15 protein-coding genes are annotated in these 16,001 nt (G+C 57.6%); 3 read left to right on the top strand and 12 right to left on the bottom strand.

All coding sequences use genetic code 11. The features are described 5' to 3' along the window. Positions 1–5: 5 nt before the first annotated feature. The 5 genes from fliG to FPL19_RS12185 form a co-directional block, all read right to left on the bottom strand. Entirely contained in the window at positions 6–1,046 is a 1,041-nt protein-coding gene (gene fliG / locus FPL19_RS12205; RefSeq protein ID WP_150912836.1) for a flagellar motor switch protein FliG, read from the bottom strand. Beyond that, the gene (gene fliF, locus FPL19_RS12200) at positions 1,039–2,745 is read right to left on the bottom strand and encodes a flagellar basal-body MS-ring/collar protein FliF (RefSeq protein WP_150912835.1); all 1,707 of its coding nucleotides are present in this window, start codon (positions 2,743–2,745) and stop codon (positions 1,039–1,041) included. Before fliF ends, fliG begins: the two co-directional genes overlap by 8 nt. Positions 2,746–2,760: 15 nt before the next feature. Beyond that, entirely contained in the window at positions 2,761–3,129 is a 369-nt protein-coding gene (gene fliE, locus FPL19_RS12195) for a flagellar hook-basal body complex protein FliE (protein WP_150912834.1), read from the bottom strand. 210 nt (positions 3,130–3,339) lie between these two features. Further along, positions 3,340–5,196: an integrin gene (locus FPL19_RS12190; RefSeq protein WP_150912833.1), complete on the bottom strand. Its 1,857-nt coding sequence runs from the start codon at positions 5,194–5,196 to the stop codon at positions 3,340–3,342. Between the two features lie 77 nt (positions 5,197–5,273). After that, complete coding sequence (locus tag FPL19_RS12185) at positions 5,274–5,768, bottom strand: hypothetical protein (RefSeq protein WP_150912832.1); 495 nt, start codon at positions 5,766–5,768, stop codon at positions 5,274–5,276. A gap of 194 nt (positions 5,769–5,962) precedes the next feature. On the opposite strand from FPL19_RS12185, the gene FPL19_RS12180 reads away from it, so the two are divergent. Further along, positions 5,963–7,570, top strand: a complete 1,608-nt coding sequence (locus FPL19_RS12180) for an alpha/beta hydrolase (RefSeq protein ID WP_225314405.1) — start codon at positions 5,963–5,965, stop codon at positions 7,568–7,570. Positions 7,571–7,574: 4 nt separating this feature from the next. Here the strand turns inward: FPL19_RS12180 and FPL19_RS12175 are convergent, their stop codons facing one another. From FPL19_RS12175 to FPL19_RS12155, 5 genes are all read right to left on the bottom strand, one after another. Continuing rightward, complete coding sequence (locus FPL19_RS12175; RefSeq protein WP_150912831.1) at positions 7,575–9,056, bottom strand: sigma-54-dependent transcriptional regulator; 1,482 nt, start codon at positions 9,054–9,056, stop codon at positions 7,575–7,577. Positions 9,057–9,082: 26 nt separating this feature from the next. Beyond that, complete coding sequence (locus FPL19_RS12170) at positions 9,083–10,354, bottom strand: sensor histidine kinase (protein ID WP_150912830.1); 1,272 nt, start codon at positions 10,352–10,354, stop codon at positions 9,083–9,085. Positions 10,355–10,582: 228 nt separating this feature from the next. After that, positions 10,583–12,028 carry a sigma-54 dependent transcriptional regulator gene (locus FPL19_RS12165; protein WP_150912829.1) on the bottom strand — a complete coding sequence of 482 codons (1,446 nt, stop codon included), beginning with the start codon at positions 12,026–12,028 and terminating at the stop codon, positions 10,583–10,585. 72 nt (positions 12,029–12,100) lie between these two features. Further along, entirely contained in the window at positions 12,101–12,424 is a 324-nt protein-coding gene (locus FPL19_RS12160; protein WP_150912828.1) for an SOS cell division inhibitor, read from the bottom strand. Between the two features lie 24 nt (positions 12,425–12,448). Continuing rightward, positions 12,449–13,807 carry a DUF1329 domain-containing protein gene (locus tag FPL19_RS12155; protein ID WP_150912827.1) on the bottom strand — a complete coding sequence of 453 codons (1,359 nt, stop codon included), beginning with the start codon at positions 13,805–13,807 and terminating at the stop codon, positions 12,449–12,451. A 192-nt stretch (positions 13,808–13,999) separates the two neighbouring features. Between FPL19_RS12155 and FPL19_RS12150 the strand changes: the two genes are divergently transcribed. After that, positions 14,000–14,476 (top strand): DUF6586 family protein, encoded by a 477-nt coding sequence (locus tag FPL19_RS12150; RefSeq protein ID WP_150912826.1) that lies wholly within the window; start codon positions 14,000–14,002, stop codon positions 14,474–14,476. Positions 14,477–14,523: 47 nt separating this feature from the next. After that, positions 14,524–14,784, top strand: coding sequence for a hypothetical protein (locus FPL19_RS12145; protein ID WP_150912825.1), 261 nt, complete (start codon positions 14,524–14,526; stop codon positions 14,782–14,784). Between the two features lie 35 nt (positions 14,785–14,819). Here the strand turns inward: FPL19_RS12145 and FPL19_RS12140 are convergent, their stop codons facing one another. Together FPL19_RS12140 and lexA are read right to left on the bottom strand one after the other, a co-directional pair. After that, positions 14,820–15,239 (bottom strand): cell division inhibitor SulA, encoded by a 420-nt coding sequence (locus tag FPL19_RS12140; protein WP_150912824.1) that lies wholly within the window; start codon positions 15,237–15,239, stop codon positions 14,820–14,822. Between the two features lie 54 nt (positions 15,240–15,293). After that, positions 15,294–15,905 (bottom strand): transcriptional repressor LexA, encoded by a 612-nt coding sequence (gene lexA, locus FPL19_RS12135; RefSeq protein WP_150912823.1) that lies wholly within the window; start codon positions 15,903–15,905, stop codon positions 15,294–15,296. Between the last annotated feature and the right edge of the window lie 96 nt (positions 15,906–16,001).

Raw genomic sequence — 16,001 nt, 5'->3', positions numbered from 1 at the left:
CAGCATCACATCATTTCTTCGCCGGCACCGCCGAGGGTGATTTCACCCGCTTCGGCCATACGGCGTGCGATGGTGATAATGTCTTTCTGGGCGGATTCCACCTCACTGACCTTCACCGGGCCCTTGGCCTCAAGGTCATCCTGCAGAAGCTCGGAAGCCCGCTTGGACATGTTCTTGAAGATCTTCTCCTGCACCGCATCGTCGGCACCCTTCAGGGCAACCACCAGCACCTCGGAAGACACTTCCCGCAGCAGGGCCTGAATGCCCCGATCGTCGATTTCCGCCAGGTTATCGAAAACAAACATCAGGTCTTCAATAGTGGAGGCCAGATCCGGGTCCATATCCTTGATGGAATCCATCAGGGTGCCCTCGGCGCTGCGCTCCATGAAGTTCATGATATCCGCCGCACGCTTCACCCCGCCGATACGGCTGGTCTGGGCGGCGGAACCACCGGAGAACTGCTTCTCCAGAATATCGTTCAGTTCCTGCAGGGCCTGGGGCTGGATGCTTTCCAGCGAGGCCACACGCATCATGACATCCAGCCGGACTTTGTCATCCAGGGTGCCGAGAATCTCGGCGGCCTGGTCCGGATCCAGATAGGAGATAACGATGGCCTGAATCTGGGGATGTTCATAACGGATAATATCGCCCACCGCCCTGGGCTCCATCCACTTAAGGGTGTCCAGACCGGTAGTATTGCCGCCGATCAGAATCCGATCAATCAGGCTGGAGGCCTTGTCGTCCCCCAGCGCCTGGGTCAGCATAGTGCGGATATAATCGTCGTTACCCACGCCCAGGCCGGTCTGGCCGCCAACCGCCTCGACGAAATTGTTCAGCACGTAGGTGACGTCGTCCTTGCTGACCTCTTTCATCTGGGCCATGGCAACCCCCACCCGCTGAACCTCTTTCGGGCCCATATGCTTGAGTATCTGCGCGGCATCGCTTTCGCCCAGAGACATCAGCAGAATGGCGGCCTGCTCTACCCGCGGAATTTTCCGCTGGGGCTTTGCCGGCCCATTCCCTTCGCGGGTATTTTCATCAGTCATCGACATTCACCCATTGACGCATTACCTGGGACACCCTGGCCGGATCTTCGGCGACCAGACCTTTCAGGGCGTTCAATTGCCTATCATAACTGTCCGTTGCACCGGGCAAAAGCAGATCGTCCTGCCCCTTCATGGCTTCCCGTAACTCGTCGCCGCCCTCAATGCCCTCGAGGCTGTCATAGTCGTCGCTCCGGCCTTCGCCACGCTGGGCACGGCCGCCGCCAGACAGGGATTTCAGGGTCGGGCGCAGCAGCCCGAGTATCAGCACCAGAATCACCAGGCCAGCCAGAACCTGTTTCATCAGATCCCAGAACCAGGGCTGCTCCCAGAAAGACGGCTCGGTGAACTCAATCTCTTCTTCGGTGGCAAACGCCGTGTTCATGACCGTGACACTGTCACCCCGGGCCGCGGAATAGCCCACCGCATCCCGCACCAGCATGGTCAGGCGCTGTAGCTCTTCTTCCGGCCAGGGTTCATAGGTGACCTCCCCGGTCTGTGGGTCAACCACTCGCATATCGTCCACGGCCAGGGCCACACTCAGTCGGTCAAGCCGGCCGTATTCCTGGCGTATGTAACTGACAGTGCGGTCCATCTCATAGTTCCGTGTGGATTCTTCACGCACGTTGACCGGCGTTGGCGGCGCCTGGCCTTCACCATCCTGCCCGTTTCCGGCATTCACCTGCTCGGGCACTGCTGGCTCCGCCGGCGGCTGATTGGACAGGGCACCCGGGATGCCACCGTTGGTTCCAGCGACCCGCTGTTCGGTCATGGTCCGCTCACTGCGCACGGCCTGCTGGTCCGGGTTGTAGAGTTCCTCCGCCTGCTCGACCGATGAAAAATCAAGGTCGGCAGTGACCTCCGCCCGGTACCGGCCATTGCCAACCACCGGACCAACAAGGGAATTGATGCGCTTGGTCAGCCGTTCTTCTATCTGGCGAGTATAGTCCTGCTGGTCTTCCAGCTGCCGGGCGTCGTTGTTGCCATCCTGCCCGGTCAACAGATTGCCACTCTGATCCACAACGGTGACGTTCTCTTTGCTCATCTCGGGGATGCTGCCGGCCACCAGGTTGATGATGGCGGCGATTTGCTCCTGCTCCATTCGACGCCCGGCAAATACTTCCAGAAACACCGAGGCGGTTGGCGTGCGGGCATCCCGAACAAAAACCGAACGCTCGGGTATGGCCAGGTGAACCCGCGCGGCGCGGACCGAACGCATGCTACTGATGGTGCGGGCCAGCTCGCCCTCAAGGCCCCGGCGATAGGTAATGGTTTCCATGAACTGGGAGGTGCCCAGGCCCTGCTCGCGATCCATCAGCTCATAGCCGATGGTCTGCTGGTCGGTCACACCCTCGGCCGCCAGTTTCAGGCGCGCGTTGTAGACCTGGTCGGCAGGCACCAGCAGCGCGCCGGTGTTGGGCTCCATACGGTAGTCGATGTTGTTGCCGCTCAGAATGCTGATCACGTCCTGGGGGTTGTAGCCGGACATATCCGCCACCACCGGGCGGTAGTTCGGTTCCTGGGCCCAGAGCACCACGGAAACACCGAGGGCGACGCTGGCTGCCAGCCCCACCATCAGACCGATCTGGCGCAACAGATTCAGTCGGTTGAACCCGAACAACATATCGCTCCGGCTCTCGGAGCCTTCAGAGCCTGTGGCGGGGTAATTGGAACCTGAAGTTTCGGCAGGTACGCTGGCCATGGGTGTGCTCCGCTATTAGATCGGCATATTCATGATGTCTTCGTAGGACTGCACCACGCGGTTTCGCACCTGGGTCAGTGCCTCGAAGGCAATTGAGGATTTTTCGGATGCAATCATGACGCGGGTAATATCGACATTCGGGTCACCCATCTCGTAAGCAGTTTTCAGATCGCTGGACGTTTTCTGGACCTCGTTCACGGAGCTGACCGCCTGACTCAGCATATCGCTGAATTTCGGCGTCTGCTGGGTTTCCTGCACGCCGGGGGGACGGTCAATCTGACCGCGCACCGCGTTGTCCTGCTGAACCCGCTGGTTGTCCATCATCTGAGAGCGCATATTACGAATTTCGGAAAGCACGCTGTTGATGTCGGCACGTTGAACCATATTTGTCTCTCCCCGGCAGACTCTGAAACGCCTACTTTTGCTCACGAATTATCTCTAGCTCAGCAAATAGCAGGCCAATCAAATTTATTATAATTTTTTCATACGGTTACACCCTTTCTCCTGACCGCCAGCAAAACCGGCGACAATCTTTTGACAAAAAAAAAGGCCCTCAATATGAGGGCCTGGGATGCTTGCCGGTTGAAGATAGCCTCAATAGAGGTAGACCGCGCCAGCACCACTTGCCGTGTTGTCGGTCTGGTCACCGCCGATACCGGTAGCGCTGCTATCTTCAGAATCCGAGCGCACCGCCAGTACGCGACCGTTGCCACTAAGACTGAGAGCTTCGCCGAAATCATCCGCGTCTTCGGTATTGCTGGCCTTGACGTAGCTGGTCTGGCTCCAGCCGCTGGCCTTGCGCTCAAAGATATACACCGCGCCCGAGCCGAGTGGCGCCGAATTGTCCGCTTCGTCACCGTTGATACCGATGGCCAGGCTTTCCTCTTCGTCCGCACCGACCGCAAGTATCGTTCCGTCTGAACTCAGGCTTACGTCATTGCCGAAGCTATCATCCACATCCGTATTACTGGCCTTGAGATACGCAGCCTGGCTCCAGCCTCCGGCTGTACGGGCAAAGACGTACACTGCGCCAGCGCCGTCAGCCGAGTTGTCGCTTTCGTCTCCATTAACACCCGTGGCGCTGCTGCCTTCCTCGGAGGCACCGACGGCCAGCGTTGTGCCGTCGGCATTCAGGCTGACGGCATCGCCAAAGATATCATCGGCTTCAGCGTTGCTTGCCTTGAGATAGGCCACCTGGTTCCAGCCAGCGTTTGTGCGGGCGAAGATGTAAACGGCGCCGGCTTCAATTGCCGTGTTGTCGGTTTCATCCCCATTGACACCCTTGGCGCTGCTGTCTTCTCCGAGAGCACCGGCGGCCAGCGTTGTGCCATCGGCACTCAGGCTGATGGCCTCTCCGAACTCGTCGTTTTCCCCTGTGTTGCTTGCCTTAAGGTAAGCCACCTGGTTCCAGCCAGCGTCTGTGCGGGTGAAGACGTAAACCGCGCCGGCTCGAGAAACCGAATTGTCGCTTTCATCCCCATTGACACCCGTGGCGCCGCTGTCTTCCCCGCCGGCACCCACGCCCAGCGTTGTGCCATCCGCACTCAGGCTGACGGCTTCTCCGAACGAATCAGACGCCTCAGCGTTGCTTGCCTTGAGATAGGCCACCTGGTTCCAGCCAGCGTTTGTGCGGGCGAAGATGTAAACCGCGCCGGCTCGAGTTACCGAATTGTCGCTTTCATCCCCATTGACACCCGTGGCGCTGCTGTCTTCATCGGGGGCGCCCACGGCCAGCGTATTGCCATCGGCGCTCAAACTGACGTCTTCTCCGAATGAATCAAACGCCCCAGTGTTGCTTGCCTTAAGGTAAGCCACCTGGTTCCAGCCAGCGTCTGTGCGGGCGAAGATGTAAACCGCGCCGGCTTGAGTTACCGAGTTGTCGCTTTCATCCCCATTGACACCCGTGGCACTGCTGTCTTCCCTGTCGGCACCCACGGCCAGCGTGTTGCCATTGGCGCTCAAACTGACGGCTGCTCCGAAAAAATCAAACTCCTCAGCATTGCTTGCCTTGAAGTAGCCAATGCCCTCGGCAAGATTGCCGCTCACCGAAACAGGATCCGAGTCGGTGCAACTGTTGATGGAGCAGGCGCGCAATTTGTACTGGGCATTGATGCGGGTATGGAGGGGCACTTCGAAGCCCAAAGTTTGCGTGCCCTGGGGAACGTCTTCGCCCACCCGAGTGAAGTCCGATAGGCCATCCGGGTTTTCCAGCAGCTGGTAGCGAGTGGCGTTTTCCACATCCGTCCAGTCGAAGCGGAAGGTCTTGATGGCCTCAACGCTCAGGGAGACATTGTTCGGCGCTTCCACGGCCACGATCTCTTCGTCATTACCACCACTGCCTCCACCGCCACAGGCGGTGAGCAGCGCAAAAACTGCGGGCAGAGCGACAAAAGCGACTGATCGGCGACTGAAAGCCCTGGCCGCACTACAACGGTTATTCGATAACAACATATCTGAACCTATTCCTTTCACATTTGTGGGGACTACTTGGGTTGGGGCCCAAACCACTTGCCTGGCCCCGTTCTCATTCAATTCAGGTAAACCGAGCCCGCATCGCTCAGGGAGTATGCTTCCTGAGCGCCGCCCAACGAGACGGGATCGGAGTCGGCGCAATTGCGGATGGAGCAGGCGCGCAGCTTGAACCGGGCGTTGATGTCGGTATGAAGCGGCACCTCGAAAACCAGAGTTTCGGTGCCCTGCGGAACGTAGTGGCCGACCGGGATGAATTCTCGCAGGCCATCGGGGTTTATCAGTAACTGGTAGCGGGTCGCGTTGACGTTCTCCGCGTCCGTCCAGTCAAAGCGGAAGGCCCTGTTGGCCTCAACGCTCAGGGATACCTGTTGCGGCGCCGCCATGAGCTCGGGGCGTCCCTCATTATTGCCCTTCCCTTCGATGGCCAGGTACTCAATCCCGGCGTCTCCGCAGGCAGTGAGCAGGATGAAGAGCGTGGACAGAAGGACAGTAGAGATTGGTCGACGGCGGTGAAAGGTTGGCGCCGTAGAGTGAATGTTCGATATAGACATAGCGTGACTTATTCCATTTAAAGAGTATCGGCTGACCGAAATGGGCATGTGAAACTGGCTTGGGAGAGAACGTTATCGGGCTACCGTGTGAGCCATCGTTTGAAAGGACTTGAACTAGGCGAAAGTGCTTATGTGTCTATTTGGCACCAAGTCAGGTAGTTTCTTAGATCAACACGCGCAGACAGGGAACACCAATGGCCAGAGTGTCCATCAAGATGCTTGGTGAACTGACTGTCCTACGCGATGGTCAGCCGATTGCACTGCCGGCTTCCAAGCGAACGCGCGCGTTGCTGGCCTATCTGGCCAAAACCGCCCGCCCTCATCGTCGTGACCGACTTTGCGAAGTTCTGTGGGACTTTGCTGCTGAAGACCCCCGCGGAGCTTTGCGGTGGTCGCTGAGCAAGATGCGGCCGCTGGTCAATGACCAGAATGTTCAACGTCTGATCGCGGACCGCGAGCGCGTGGCACTGATGACCTCCGACATAGACATCGATACCTCCAGTCTGGCTCGGAAGGCCGAGAAGCCGGATTTATCGTTTGACGATATCCTCGATCTGTACGGCCAGTTGCAAGAGCCTTTTCTCGACGGCATCGACCTTCCGGAACTCGAGCTTTTTCAACAATGGCTAACCGCTGAACGGGAAGACATCAATCTGCTGCGTGGCAAATTGCTTGCCAGACTCGCCTGTCATGGGGACCTCTCGAGACCGGAACAACTCAAATGGGCCACCGCCTGGGAAGCACTTGAACCCTTTAACCCCAAGGCGGCCACCCAGCTCGTCACGCTTTTGGATCTGCTTGGCAGAACGCCGCAGTTGGCCAGTTGGACCAGCAAACTGGACAAACGCTTTCGAAATGCAGGTATTGCCTGGTCTTCCAGGGCTCGCGCGGACAAAGGCAAGGCGCAGCCGCAAATCAGCGCGGAGAACGAGCAGGCGGCGGCTCGGGCCCTGCTTGCTCGCCAGAAGATCCAGTTCTGCACTGCCCGGGACGGCGCACGCATTGCCTATGCCTCTGTTGGCGAGGGCAAACCCATCATCAAGGCAGCTAACTGGCTGAGTCATCTTGAATACGACTGGGACGCTCCCATCTGGAGTCCCCTGTTCCGTCAATTGGCCAATGATCATCATTTCATCCGCTACGATGAGCGTGGCAACGGTCTATCAGACTGGGATGTGAGTGAGATTTCCTTCGAGAGCTTTGTGGCTGACCTCGAGTCGGTTGTAAATGCAAGCGGACTTGGCAAATTCGACCTGCTCGGAATTTCACAGGGGGCCGCCGTATCCATCGCCTATGCGGTAAGACACCCGGAGCGCGTGAACCATCTGATTCTGTTCGGTGGCTACGCGGCTGGCTGGCGAGTCGATGCGGACGACGCCGTCGTCCGGGAACGGGAGGCGATCATTACTCTGACGGAAACGGGGTGGGGCCAGGAAAACCCGGCCTATCGCCAAATTTTCTCGTCTACTTTCATGCCCAGTGCCAGCCCCAGCGAATTGACGTGGTTCAACGAATTTCAACGCCTGACCACATCGCCTGGAAATGCGGCGCGATTTCTATCGGTGTTTGGGGATATCGACGTGAGAAGCCAGCTTGCACAAATAACGGTGCCCACACTGGTGATTCACTCGGTGGGCGATCAGCGAATTCCGGTAGCCGTGGGGCGTGAGCTGGCGGCCGCCATTCCCAATGCTGAATTTGTCGGGCTTGAGAGTAACGGCCATTTGCTATTGGGGCGTGAACCTGCCTCGCAGGTTTTTGTCGACACGGTCAGAGCCTTTATTGCGCGCAACCGACCGTAACGACTCAGACGGTCGAAAGTTCGGCAGACAGATCAATACCTGAATCCCGCATCTGAGCCAGTTTATATCTCAGAGTACGTGGACTAATGCCCAATTGCTCCGCGGCCCGGTTCCGACGGCCACGCTCTCTGCGCAGGGCGTCAATAATAATTCTGAACTCACGCTGACGAACTTCATCGCCAAGGGACGAACCGCTCTCGCTTCGCAAAGCTTCGTTTTGCAACGGTAGATCCGCCGTCTCCGTGGGATCTTCGTACCCGTTCGCATCGTACCCCGATGATTCCGTTCTCGAACTGTCGGCGCGGTCCATTATAGTGGCCGGTGCCGGCGCACTCGAATCCATACGGCCATTGATACCCAACTCCAGGCACAGATCACTGGCCTGAATTACATTACCCTGGTGCAATACCAGCGCCCGCTGCAGGGCGTTGTCCAGTTCCCGCACGTTGCCGGGCCAGCGGTGGCCGGTCAGCGCCTGTTTGGCATCCGCGGAAAAGGTAATGCCGGTCAGTTTCATCTTGCGGCAGTGGGCTTTCAGCAATGACGTGGCCAGCGGCATGATGTCCAGGGGGCGTTCACGCAGGGGCTGCCAGTGCATGGGGAATACCGTCAGCCGGTAATACAGATCTTCCCGGAACTGCCCTTCACGGACGTAATGGCCCAGATCCCGGTTGGTGGTGGCAATCACCCGTACATCCAGTTGAATGGTCTTGCGACCACCCACCCGTTCCACTTCCCGTTCCTGAAGAACGCGAAGCAGCTTGGACTGGAGACCCAGATCCATTTCCGAAATCTCGTCCAGCAAAATGGTACCGCCATTGGCCTGCTCGAACTTGCCCGGTGAGGACGCCACCGCGCCGGTGAAGGCACCTTTTTCATGGCCGAAAAGAATCGCCTCCAGCATGTTCTCCGGAATCGCCGCACAGTTGATCGCGATGAACGGCTGATCTGCCCGGGGTGACTGGTTATGAATATAGCGCGCCAGTACCTCTTTGCCCGTGCCACTCTCGCCGGAAATCATTACGGTGGAATCACTGGCAGCCACTTTGGCCGCAAGCTGGAACATGCGCTTGCTGATCGGGTCTTCGGCCACAGGCGCGTCGCTGCCGCGGCTATTGCGGCTGCCGCCGACAATCCGGGTGACAGCATCCACCAGTACCGCCGGCTCAAACGGCTTGACCAGATAATCGATGGCCCCGGCCTGCATGGCGGAAACCGCATGACTGATCTGGCCGTAAGCAGTGATCAGCATCATCGGCAGGCCCGGATGCTGGCGCTGAACCTCGAACAACAGCTCGTGCCCGGACATTCCCGGCATGTTGACGTCACTGACCACCATATCCACAGACCCTTCCCCCAGACACTTGAGTGCCTGCTCGGCGTCCGCGGCTTCCCGCACCCGGAACTTCGCCAGCTCCAGTGTGGTGACCAGCGCTTCCCGCAGGTCGTGGTCGTCTTCAACAATGAGAATTTGTGCCCTGGCCATAGTTGCCTCCGATACCTGCTATTGTTCTAGCTATTCTTCTGCTTGTTTTTTGGCTGCCGGTCACTGGATGAAGCGCGCAGTAACGGCAGTGAAAGAATGGCCACTGCGCCGCCTTTAGCGGGTGACTGAATATCAAAATTGCCCTGATGGGCTTTGACCACCGCCTGCACCACCGCCAGGCCAAGCCCGGTACCGTGGGATTTGGTGGTATAGAACGCTTCCAGCATCTGGTTGGTCTGATCCGCGGAAAAGCCCGGGCCATCGTCTGACACCTGAACGGTCAGCTCGTTTGCCTGCTGCTCCATGGACACGCTGATGCGCTTGGCACCCGCCTCAATACTGTTATTGACCAGGTTAGTACAGGCGCCTACGAGGGCATCGCGATTACACAGCATGGGCTGATCGGCCACATTGCAGTTCAGTTCAATCTGCACGCCAGCAGGCTGACGCAGGCCATCAATGGCCGATGTCAACGCCTGAGCGAGACTTTCCGTGGACAGTTCCTCGGCAAGCCGGGTCTCGCCCCTCGCGAAGATCAACATGTCCCGAACCTGTTGCTCCAGATGGGTCAGGCGGGACATCAGCCTGGACGCGCAGCGCTGACGCAGCTCTTCCTCAAGATCGGGCTGGCTCAGATGGCCACCGTAGAGAATCGCCGCCGACAGGGGCGTACGGATCTGGTGAGCCAGCGAGGCCACCATCTTGCCCATGGCGGATAACCGCTGGGCATGGGCAAGCTGGCTCTGAAGCTGACGGGTTTCGGTCAGGTCCGTCAGCAGAATCAGCTGACCGGGCTGGTTTTCCATGGTACGGATCTCAATACTGACCCGCCGACCATCCTTCAGCGACACCTCGTGGCCGTCATCCCGGCGCGGGGCAAAGCAACGGCGAATTACATCCACCCAACGCTCGCCGTCCAGCGGCTCACCGAGCAGCGTGATGGCGGCCGGGTTGGTCTGGGTAACCACGCCCTGGCTGTCCAGTACTACTACCCCCGCCGGCAGAGCCTGCAGCAAGGTAGACAGCCGGTCTGCCAGCTCTTCTTTCTGTTCAAGTTCTACCTGGCGCTGGCGGGATTCCGCCGTCAGTTCACCGGATAACTGATTGACCCGGGATTCCAGTGTCCGGTAGGAGTCGGTAATCTGCCGGGACATCTGGTTAAACAGGTCCAGAGCCGTACCCACGGCCTCATCGTCCTGTTCCGGAAACAATGCGGTTACCTTGTCGTTGACGTCGGCCGCAGCGTTCACGGAAGACTCTTCCGCTGCTGACAGACTCAGAAACTGTAACTGACTCATAAACTCGCCCTCTGACCGGACCTGATTCCGGCCCGCACCAATCGGATGGATCGTTTCGGTGTTCTTTGTCAGTATCTAAGCGAGGACTGTGCCAGAATTGATTTTCTTTTAAATATCAACAGGAAGGAAATTACTGAGGTGGGGAGATGACGGTTTTCTGTCGCCCTGAACGAGCGACGGCGCCGCAGGTTACAAACCTTTGACGCCGCCGAATTCTGTCAATAGCGATCAGGTCTCTTCGGATTCTTCGTCCCTGAGACCGTATTTGCGAACCTTCTCAACGAGGGTTGTACGGCGAATACGCAGTTTTTCCGCAGCGCGGGCGACCACACCACTGGATTCGTCCAGAGCCTGCTGGATCAGCTGTTTTTCAAGATTGGACAGATAGTCTTTCAGGTCGATCCCGTTCACCGGCAGCAGCGCCGGCGCGTCGAGCCCTACCAGGCCGGGAATGCCCGAGGGCATGCCGGAATCTTCAACCGGGCGGTTCTCGTCAAAATCGTCAACATAGCGGAATTTCTTGGGCAGCTCCTGAACGCCGATCACGCCATAGGGGTGCATGATCGCCAGTCGCTCCACCAGGTTCGCCAGCTCCCGGACATTACCCGGCCAGTCGTGCCGGCACAGACTCATGATGGCGGCGGAGTTCATTCGCAGCGATCCCCGCTTTTCCTTTTCCATCCGGGAGATCAGTTCGTTGATCAACAGCGGAATATCCTCAACCCGCTCTCGCAGAGCCGGCATCTCAATGGGAAAAACATTGAGACGGTAATAGAGATCCTCGCGGAAATCACCGCTGCTGATCATGTCTTCCAGGTGCTTGTGGGTGGCCGCAATCACCCGCACATCGGCGGTCTGCGTCCGGTTACTCCCCACTTTCTCAAACGTACGTTCCTGCAGAACCCGAAGAATTTTCACCTGCATGTTAAGCGGCATATCGCCAATTTCATCCAGGAACAGGGTGCCGCCCTCGGCCATTTCAAAGCGGCCGATGCGGGCGGTGATGGCGCCAGTGAACGCGCCTTTCTCATGGCCGAATAGCTCACTTTCCAGAAGCTCGGCCGGGATGGCGCCACAGTTAACCGGAACAAACGGCTTGTCCCGACGGCTGGAGTGATAATGCAGGTTACGGGCGACCACTTCCTTACCGGTGCCGGATTCGCCGGTGATCAGAACGCTGACCTCTTTGTCCGCGACCTGTTCCATAAGCTGGCGCACTGACTGAACCTTACGGCTGGTGCCCACCAGGCTGCGGAACAACTGAAGGCCACGCTGCTGGCCACGTTCCTGGGAACGGGCGTACTGATCCCGGAAGATCTGGGCGCGATAGAGGGAATCCACAAACTTGGTGTAATTCAGGGGCCATTCCATCCGGGCAATGATCCGGTTGCTGTCTTCATCCGGCAGCATATGAAGATCCGGATCCCCGACCATCAGGATTGGAACACCCTGGGTAGACTGGCTGATGGTAGTGACCGTGCTGCTGGCTGAAACATCGTTACCGTCAAGAATAACCACCGACGCTTCTTCAAGAGACCCCGGTTCCAGCAACAGAGACCGGGCCTCTTCGCCGTAGGCAATGTCTTCCTCGCCGATAAACTCCAGAATGGTGACAATGTCGCGTGTTCTTGCTTCGTCCTCGCTGAGCACCAGCACTTTATTATTCTTGGACATCAAAACGAATCTCTTGCGGGGATGTTTTGCCGTATTTAAGACTGAACGACCCCCGGAGTCAATTTAATGACGCTACTTCCGGGGATTCTGGGCGACTTTCTGATAGGCATTGGCCGCGCTTCGGTTCTGGCTGACCGACTCAAGCGCGCGCCGGGCTTCCGCCTTGGCGTCATTCGCCGATAAATTGGCACGGTCACAGAATGTCTGAAGCTTTGCAAGACGTTCCCGGACAGGCTCCGGGTCCAGCTCCCCGGCTTCCAGCTCTGACATTACCGGCTCGATGGTCGGCCGAATCAACTGATTCAGCCGTGAGAGCTCATCCCAGTCCTTCTCCGCCAGCGCGGTTTCAAGGTGGCCGACAAGCGTATCGATCGCATCAAGCCGGTATTCTGTCATTGCTGGTTCTCCCCTGGAGTTAAATCATCGGCGGGCGTCCCGACGCGCTGCAGAAGCCGAGAACTGATCGCCACGGAACCCCGGATCAAAATCATAAGCCGGGTAGCCATTGTTCAGGCCGTCGATGTAATAGCGCTCGGCCTTCAGATCATAGGTCATTTCCATAGTGGTCCAGAAGACCGGCTCACTGTAGAAACTGATGTTGTGAGCCTCGGACACTCGCCAGAGGTCACCATCCTTATCGTACTCTTCCGTGGCCAGCACCTGCCAGCTGTCTTCATCCACGTAGAAAACACGGCGGTCATAGATATGGCTGATGCCGGTCCGACGTTTTGCTTCGACAACCCATACCCGGTGGAGCTCGTAGCGGGTTAGCTCCTGATTGATGTGCTGTGGACGAATCACATCGTCCGGGCGCACATCGGCATCGTGCAGCTTGTAGGCATTGTAAGGGACATAGATTTCACGCTTGCCTTTCAGGGTCCAGTCATACTGGTTCGGGGCGCCGTTATACATGTCTTTCTGGTCCACCGAGCGCAGGGACGAGGAGTTGGGAAGGTCTGTCTCATAGGCCAGGTTTGGCGACCGGCGCAGGCGGCGGGAGCCGGCATCATAACGCCAGGCCAGACGAGGCGATCGGATCTGGTCAAGGGTTTCATGTACCAGGGTTATGGTGCCTGCCAGGGAGGCCGGCGCAACCGTATTGGTTTTCAGGTAGAAGATCTTGTTATCAATATTTTCCAGATCGGCACCGCGACGGCTATAGGCAATAAAGTAATCGTAGTTGTTGACCACCTCGTTGAACGAGCCGTCAACCTGAGGCGTTGCAGAGCCACTGCGGAAAGCAATTTCCTCACCCCGGTATCTGAGAATATGATTCCATATGACTTCCAGCCCGTTCTGTGGAATCGGGAAGGGGCTGGTGGTAATCGTATCGCGAACGCCGTTGCCGTTGCGGAGCAATTCCGCCGTGAGTGCATTCTGCTTCGAGTTTTCATAAACATACTCGGGGAACGCTGCGGTGCGACGGGTCTGGTAGACCGGCATCACGAATTCCGGCGCGTACTGCTCCAGCATCTTGATGTGACCGTCTGTAAGCCGGTCCCGGTAAAGATGCAGATTGTCATCGGTGATCACAAACAGTGGTTTGTCCTCAGGGAACGGATTGACCTCTACATCACCCCGCTGCCAGTTTGCGGGCGGCTCTGACAGCCCGCCTTCCCAGCTCGGTATGACTCCGGCGTCATTGGCATCACGTATCGCGCCAACTGGCGTCAGATCTTTTCCCAGCCGCGCTGCCTCCTGCTCTGACACCTTGCCCTGGACAATACCGGACAAGCCCATCAACAACGCTGCAAATCCTGCCACTATATAAGTCTGCATTCTCTAACCCTCACCTGAAATCCGGCTCCCTTTTTGCCAAATTCAAACGACCGTTTCAAGTGCCTGTTTGTTTTTTATTGTCACCAGGGCGGATTCACTGGAACAGAAGAATTTTTATGCGATAAATGGTAAGATGGTCGCTAATTCTGAAAGTGGTCAGTTCACCCTGAAAGTCCTACCGGCAGGTTCCTGATGGCATCGCAGTGGCATTCGTTGATTTCCCAGAAAGTTTTCCTTGCCAGAACCTTGCTCGCCCAGCGGGACCGTTCAGATGGCGTTCCGGTACAGGAGGCTCATTGGCAGGGGGCGGTGGAACTGGCGTTGCGCTCTCGCCAGCTGCTGCTGGTGATGGTTGCCAGGATGTATCAGGAAAAAAATGCCGAGCCGGAAAATCTGGGCGCCCTGCGCGCCCTGCTTGGCAACGATACTTCCGAAATTGCCGAACTCGAAGCGCTGTCAGCAGGCGCGTCGAACTGGTGGCAGTACCTGGATCAGCTTGAGCGCTACCAGACACGCCCACCAGCACCGAAAAAAACGATCAGCGATGAAAATATTATCGCGGTCGCGGCCGACACCGGGCCTGACCGCTCATCCAATGCCCTGAAGCAGGCACTGGCGGAACTGAAACAATTTACTGACGCCCTCGAGGAACGGCACAGCGAATGGTAAATCCATCGCAACGCCACTCCAGGGCAACGCACTGAAAGGTTATTTACATGTCACCTTCATTTTTCGAAATTGTACAACTGAGCAACGGCGACTATGCCCTGCGTCGCGTTGACGACGACAGCGCACCGCTGGTCAAGATATCGTTTTCCACAGAAGCAAAGGAAATGATGGAAGAGCGGGATATGGCGGTTGCCAAGGCAATGATTGCAGCCGGCATTGAAGCTGCTGGCGATATCAGCCACGACATTGATTTCGAGGACGAGGAACAGGACGCCATGAACGTCCAGCCCTCCTATACCCTTCACTGATACCCGTCACTGGCACCCAGCAGCGGTGCGAAGGTCTAGCGCTGGCGCAGCACAACCCCGTGACTGTTGCCTTGCGCGGACGCCTGCTCAAGAGCCGCCAGGGACTTGCGGCCCAACTTGCGGGTCCACATGATCACCGCGTGGCAGGTACCTGCGCTTAGCGCCCGCTCCGCCAACTCCCCAGCCGGATGTTCCGGTGTCGAGCGCAATACCAGCAGCTCTCCGGCCACAATGCCGCGCATCTTCTGCCATTTGCTGACGAGACTCTGGGGCGGGTCAATCCAGGCCAGCCACCGCTTTTCCTGGTTCAGTTGCGTCAGCATCGGCAGCAACAGCTGGAAGTTTTCAACCTGACCTTCAGGCAGGATAATCTCGGTTACGTTCCCGATCGCCTGTGAGGGATTGGCAGCCGCATTGGCATACGCCAGGTTCTGATTAAAGCTGAGTTGTTCCATGATGTGCCTCACGTGCCTTTCAACCGATTCTTGAGACTGTTGTTTCAAACGAACCTAGTGGAAATCCGACCGCCGGATAACACCCACACCAAGCCCTTCGATAAACAGTTCCTGCTCTGTCAGATCCACTTCTATGGGATCAAACTCGTCGTTCTCTGCAATCAGAAGGACTTTTGTCCCTTCCTTGCGGAAACGTTTCACGGTGACTTCATCCTCACCTACCCGGGCCACAACTACCTGCCCGTTATGGACGTCCTGAGTGCGGTGAACTGCGAGCAGGTCACCGTCCAGTATGCCGATGTCCTTCATGCTCATACCGCGAACGCGAAGCAGATAGTCCGCTGACGGTGAAAAGAACTCGGGGCGAACCGTGCAATGATCTTCGATATGTTCCTGGGCGAGGATGGGGCTACCCGCTGCAACCTGACCAATAACCGGCAGGCCCAGGTCTTCCTCTTCCTCCGGCAGGCGGATGCCGCGACTGGCGCCGGGTACCATTTCGATAGCGCCCTTGCGTGCCAGTGCCCGGAGATGCTCCTCCGCCGCGTTGGCCGAACGGAATCCCAGCTGCGCTGCTATTTCTGCGCGGGTGGGCGGATATCCGGTTTCACCAATGGACTGGCGGATGATGTCCAGTACCTGTGATTGCCTTGCTGTCAGTTTCATTGATTTGCCCCAGAAGGTGCCTGTTTTTATATACAGTAAAATGACTATATACAGTGTTTCATCCAGTGTAAAGCCGGGTGACCGATTTTTTCCGGG

It is taken from the genome of Marinobacter halotolerans, assembly GCF_008795985.1.
Lineage (GTDB): Bacteria > Pseudomonadota > Gammaproteobacteria > Pseudomonadales > Oleiphilaceae > Marinobacter > Marinobacter halotolerans.
This window is presented reverse-complemented; position numbering and strand designations above follow the sequence as displayed.